At 31.3% G+C, this 5,912-nt stretch carries 5 protein-coding genes; 3 read left to right on the plus strand and 2 right to left on the minus strand.

Features of this window, described 5'->3' with window-relative positions; translation table 11 throughout:
* Positions 1–27: 27 nt before the first annotated feature.
* A complete protein-coding gene (gene deoD / locus ACJAX4_RS21480) occupies positions 28–741 on the plus strand; it encodes a purine-nucleoside phosphorylase (protein WP_435791482.1) in 714 nt (237 codons plus the stop codon).
* Positions 742–787: 46 nt separating this feature from the next.
* Here the strand turns inward: deoD and ACJAX4_RS21485 are convergent, their stop codons facing one another.
* Positions 788–1,780, minus strand: coding sequence for a DUF4041 domain-containing protein (locus ACJAX4_RS21485; protein ID WP_435791484.1), 993 nt, complete (start codon positions 1,778–1,780; stop codon positions 788–790).
* 227 nt (positions 1,781–2,007) lie between these two features.
* Between ACJAX4_RS21485 and ACJAX4_RS21490 the strand changes: the two genes are divergently transcribed.
* Positions 2,008–2,247, plus strand: a complete 240-nt coding sequence (locus ACJAX4_RS21490; protein ID WP_435791485.1) for a TIGR04540 family protein — start codon at positions 2,008–2,010, stop codon at positions 2,245–2,247.
* A 14-nt stretch (positions 2,248–2,261) separates the two neighbouring features.
* Here ACJAX4_RS21490 and ACJAX4_RS21495 read toward each other — a convergent pair whose 3' ends face one another.
* Positions 2,262–3,617, minus strand: a complete 1,356-nt coding sequence (locus ACJAX4_RS21495) for an MATE family efflux transporter (protein WP_435791486.1) — start codon at positions 3,615–3,617, stop codon at positions 2,262–2,264.
* 223 nt (positions 3,618–3,840) lie between these two features.
* Between ACJAX4_RS21495 and pulA the strand changes: the two genes are divergently transcribed.
* A partial coding sequence (gene pulA / locus ACJAX4_RS21500; protein WP_435791487.1) for a type I pullulanase occupies positions 3,841–5,912 on the plus strand: 2,072 nt, incomplete at its 3' end.

A 5,912-nucleotide genomic window follows, 5' to 3' on the forward strand; every position in this document is an offset into this window, starting at 1 on the left:
CAAATATAAATATAAGGAGGGTTCAATATGATACCAACAGCACATATTGAAGTAAAAGAAGAAGGAATTATTGCAAAAACTGTATTAATGCCAGGTGATCCTTTGAGGGCAAAATTTATTGCAGAGACATTTTTAGAGAACGTTCAGAAATTTAATAATGTACGCAATGTATTGGGATACACTGGTACATATAAAGGACGTAAGATTTCGGTTATGGCTAGTGGCATGGGTATGCCTAGCATTGGTATATACTCTTACGAGCTATTTAATTTTTATGGTGTAGAAAATATTATAAGAATTGGTTCATGTGGTGCTTACACTGCTGATTTAAACTTATATGATGTTATTTTAGCAACGAAGGCATGGAGTGAATCTACTTATGCAAAAGTCCAAAGTGGGTATGAATATGATACTATTGCTGCATCAAAAGACTTAAATAGTAAATTAGAGAAAATTGCAGGGGAACTTAGTATTAAAGTTCACAAACATATAGTGCACTCCTCTGATGTATTTTATCGTGAAAATTTTGATGATTATAAAGATATTTATAATCATCACGGTTGTACTTCAGTAGAAATGGAATCATTTGCACTATTTCACAATGCAAATATATCTGGTAAGAAAGCAGCTTGTTTATTAACAGTATCCGATAATTTAGTGACTCGTGAACTAACTACATCTGAAGAAAGACAAGGTGCATTTACTAATATGATGAAAATAGCTTTAGAAATGGCGGAATAATTTCTAAGTGTTGCAAATAAAAAATCACTCAATTAAGAGTGATTTTTTATTCTTCTCTGATTCTTCTTTTTTCTTCTATTTCTTCCTGCTTTTTTAATTTGTATTCATAAAAAAGGTAAAGTTCTTCTAGTTTAGTATTTAAATACTTAGTGGATATTTTAACTTGAGTTACATGACCAAGCTTATTCAAATCTTCGAAGAATTTTTTGATGGATTTTTCTATTGCTTCTAAATTGCTGTATTTCACCTTATCAATTATAGAATCACACTCATCATTAAAAATTCTAATAACAAGTCTAATCATGTTTTCTGTAGCAACATCTAATTGGCTATTTTCATTTATATCTCCGTTAACAATCCATTGTTTAAATTCTATAGCTTCTTTAGATTTAATCATGCTCATTTGCTTTTCCTTAATATCTTGTATCATCTTAGAAGATTTTTCTGATTCCATTAAATTATGATTAGGTTTAGATATTCCAAAACTTTGCATTAATATATCGCCATCTAGTGTTATTATTTGAGACTTTAAATTATCTACACATGTTTTTACATTATTATATTCTGAATTGAGGGACTCAATAGCTTGTGTTTTAGTTTCCATTAAAATTTTAAATTCATTTGATTTCTGTTGGAGTTCATCTTCCTTAAGGTTAATCAAATCTTCGTATTCTTTGCTTTTATTTTCTACAAATTCATCATACTCAGTTGATTTATCTTCAAGAACTTTACTTTTTAATTTTATTAAATCATCATATTCATTTGACTTTTGTTCGAAGTCTTTGGATTGGGATACAGCTTGGTTATTATATTCTGTATTAAGTTCTTCTATATCTTTTGATTTTATTTCAATTAAATTTGAATATCCTTCTAACTCTCCTTCAAGTTCTTTAGTTTTAGCTAAAATTTGACTCATACCTAATTGAGTTGGAGTTAATTTTATATATTTTAAATTTTTATTTTCCTCCATTAGTTTTTCAATCTCAGATTTATATTGTTGTGCATTTAATGCATCCTTAATTGATGTAAGTATTGCCATTAAAAAACCTCCCTATTTCTTTATCAAACCACATTATACCACAAAAAATTAACTTATAAATATGGTAATAACATCCAATATTACTTCGTAAATTTATAAGTTTGTATATTTTTCTTAATAGATTAAAAAAAATTCAAGGGATATCTTTAAATTTTAAGCATATTAGGATATAATATGGAGCATACATAGAAAAATCATTTATTCAAATGAATAGTAAGGAGTACAATATGAGAAAAGTTTATAAAGACCCAAAAGAGCTTTCAATGTGTTTGAAAGATTTAACAGATTTATATTTAGACGGTGTTATCGCTTATGATAAGCTAGAAGAAAAATTAACTATTTTATTTAATTCAAACGAAGAGAGAATTTATAAGAATGGTAATATTTCTATAAAACTATCTAATGTATTAGGTAGTATAAGAGTGGATGTTATTAATAAAATATATTCAGGAAGGCAAAATCAATAAATTACTTTGAAAAACTAAATATTTTTAATTTGCCAATTACCTTTTCTATAAAGATAATATCCGTATAGACAAATAATTAAATTACTAGAGCTCATAGAAATCCAAATTCCGTTTGAGCCCACGGTAGTAAAATATTTAAAGAGAAGGATCATAGGAAGTCTTACAAACCATAGCCTACCTATATCCATAGTCATAGAGTATTTTGTGTGACCTGCACCTTGGAATATACCTTTAAATACGCTCATTATGCCCATTAGTGGCATTGAAAAAGATATATATTTTAAATAAGTAATAGCCTCGGTTATTACTTTATTATCATCATTTGAGCGAATAAAAAAATTAACTATTTCATTGTCTTTCCAAATGAGGACTATACACCCTATAACTGAAATAGTTGTAGTAAGTTTTAATGCCTTAAGGAAAGCTTCTTTAACCCTTGGTAACTTTGATGAACCGATATTTTGTCCAACAATAGCTGTTAGTGAAGCGCCTATTCCCATGGCTGGTTGCATAATAAGCGATGTGATTCTATTCACCATACCAAACGCGGCAAGAGTTGCAGTTCCATAAGATACAATAAATCCATTAAGTATTATAAACCCAACAGAAGCACCTGTTTGGCCAATAGTGGATGGTAGTGCAACCTTAAATATCTTACTTAAGATACTTAAATCAAATCTGAAATTTTTAAAGCTTGGGGTTATTTTCGATGTAGATTTGTAAAGTATATATAATCCTACACTTGCGAGAAGAATTTTTGATATAAGAGTTGCTATAGGCGCTCCTACAATGCCCATATTAAAGGTAAAAATTAGAATGGGATCTAGAATAGCATTTATGATAACACTTAAAGATGTTAATATAGTGGGTGTTAGAGTATTCCCCTGTGAACTCATAATAGCATTAAAGCAGAAAAATAAAAATGTGAAGGGCATATCTAAAAAGGTTATTCTTAAAAAAATTTCGCTAAACCCTGCTAGTTCACCTCTTGCCCCCATAAGATTTATAATAATTGGGCTTGTTAAATAACCTACTATTGAAAAACAAAGTCCACACAGAGTTGCAATTGCAATAAGCTGAGATGCGTACTGTGATGCTTTGTTATATTTCGATGCACCTATAAATTGAGATAGAATTGATGTTCCTGCAATAAATAATCCAACGCCTACAGAAATAAATAGAAACATAACTGGCCACACAAAGGATATTGCAGCAAATTGTATTGAGCCAAGTTTGCTTACCCAAATTCCATCTATTAAACTGTATAGAGTCTGCATTAAATTACTAAGCATTATCGGTGCGGCCAAAGTTATTATTACTTTATACATTGACCCTTGCAGGACAAGATTTTTTCGCTCGCTCATATTCATAGATTAATCCCCCAAATTTCATGAAAAGTTGTATGTTGTTATAGTATTAACTATATAGTGTCACCTGACCTAATAGTATTATATCATGCAAAAAATAAAGTGCTAGTGGGACTGATTAAATTTTGAATTTTATATTAACAATTTATATTACAGAGAGGGTTTAGTAATTTTGCGTGGAATACTTAACTAGAAAGTATTTTTTTATTTTCAGAGGAGGATTATTATGAACGATAAGATAAATCTTAGCGCCAGGAAAGCCTTGAGCATCTTTCTTGCGACTATTCTAATTATATCACAATATTTTTTGTTATCTCCGGGTGTGGAAACGTTTGCTATGAACGGAAAAACAAAGGTAATTGTTCATTATGCAAAAGATTCCAAAAGTAATTCAAAATGGAATATGTGGATGTGGCCAGATGAAAAGGACGGTCGTAAATTTAATTTTACTAAAAAAGATGAATTTGGTCGGATTTGCGAGGTTGAATTTGATGGAGATTTAAATAAAGTAGGATTCATAGTGCGTACGGATGAGTGGGAAAAAGATACAGAGGATGATAGATTTGTCGAGAAATTCGAAGATGGCTTTTCTGAAATTTGGCTTAATGGAGGCGACACTACAGTATATTATTCTTTAGCTGAAGCAATTTCTTCAACTCAAGCTGATGAAACTACAGATGAAACAGGTGAATTTACAGTTGCAAAGTTAGATGAGCTAAATATCATTAGCATAGAAACGAACATAGCAATTCCATTTACCTCAGATAGCAATGAAGGCATTACTGTTAAGGCTGATGGCTTGGATGTAGAAATAGCTAATATAACAAGTGATAGTGTAATTGATGGCACTACAACAATTGCTAAAATAGAGCTTACAGAAAATGTGAACCCAGGTCAAAAACTTCTGGTTTCTAGAGAAGGGTTCCCAGATAAGGGTATAGTTCTTGGTGATGTAATGGGAAGTGATGGTTTTGAAAAAATGTTTTATTACGCTGGGTCAGATTTAGGCAATACATATTCTAAATATAAAACAAGTTTTAAGGTTTGGGCACCAACAGCTACTGAGGTAAAACTTGTAACCTATATGGAGTGGCACGCTAAAACAGGTAATGAAGCGGTTATGAATAAAGGTGAAAATGGAACCTGGTTTGTTGACCTAGAAGGAGATCAAAAGGGTATATTTTATACTTACAAGGTTAATATTGGAGGAATTTGGACTGAGGCAGTTGATCCTTATGCTCGTTCTGTAGCTGCAAATGGAGATAAAGGTGCTGTAATAGATTTAAATGAAACAAATCCAGAAAGATGGAAGCCTAAAGAAAAACCTAATTTTAAAAATCTAACGGATGCAATTATATATGAACTACATGTTAGAGACTTTTCTATTGATAAATCTAGTGGCATGGAAAATAAAGGTAAGTTTTTGGCGTTTACTGAAACAGGAACAGTTGGAGCCGATGGAAAAAAAACAGGTATTGATTATATAAAAGATTTAGGGGTAACGCATGTCCAGCTTATGCCAATATTTGATTATGCTAGTTTAGATGAGACTTCCACTAAGCCTCAATTTAACTGGGGATACGATCCTAAAAACTATAATGCTCCTGAAGGGAGTTATTCAACAGATCCATATAATCCAAGTCTTAGAGTGAAAGAATTAAAGCAAGCAGTACAATCATTACACGACAAAGGGCTAAGGGTAACTATGGATGTAGTTTATAACCATATGTTCAACAGCAATGATTCTAATTTCAATAAATTAGTACCTGGCTATTATTTTAGATATACAGAAGATGGAAAAAACATAAATGAAAGTGGTTACGGAAACACAATTGCTTCAGAAAATGCAATGGCAAGGAAATTCATAGTTGATTCAGTGACGTATTGGGCAAAAGAATATAATTTAGATGGATTTAGATTTGACCTTATGGGGCTTCTTGATGTAGAAACGATGACAGAAGTTAGAAATAGCTTAAGTAGTTTAAATCCTTCCATTCTAGTTATCGGGGAGGGCTGGGATATGGGTACGACACTTGCACCTGATATGAAAGCAACCCAAAACAATGCCAGTAAAATGCCGAAAATAGGTCAATTTAACGATATAATAAGAGATGGAATAAAGGGTAGTGTTTTTGAAGCAACAGAAAAGGGCTTTGTTAATGGTAAGGAGAGTTCAGAAACGAGTATAAAAAAAGGAATAGTTGGAGGAATTGATTACTCAAGTAGTATTACTACTTGGGGAAAGGTAGAGCCAATACAATCTGTTACTTATGCTGAGGCTCACTATAATAATACATT

Origin of the sequence: Clostridium sp. (assembly GCF_051278035.1) — a bacterium.
In the GTDB taxonomy this organism is placed as follows: domain Bacteria; phylum Bacillota; class Clostridia; order Clostridiales; family Clostridiaceae; genus Clostridium_AD.

Coding starts and splice junctions, on each gene's coding strand:
- deoD (WP_435791482.1), top strand. CDS start 28: ATGATACCAACAGCACATATTGAAGTAAAAGAAGAAGGAATTATTGCA.
- ACJAX4_RS21485 (WP_435791484.1), bottom strand. CDS start 1,780: ATGGCAATACTTACATCAATTAAGGATGCATTAAATGCACAACAATAT.
- ACJAX4_RS21490 (WP_435791485.1), top strand. CDS start 2,008: ATGAGAAAAGTTTATAAAGACCCAAAAGAGCTTTCAATGTGTTTGAAA.
- ACJAX4_RS21495 (WP_435791486.1), bottom strand. CDS start 3,617: ATGAATATGAGCGAGCGAAAAAATCTTGTCCTGCAAGGGTCAATGTAT.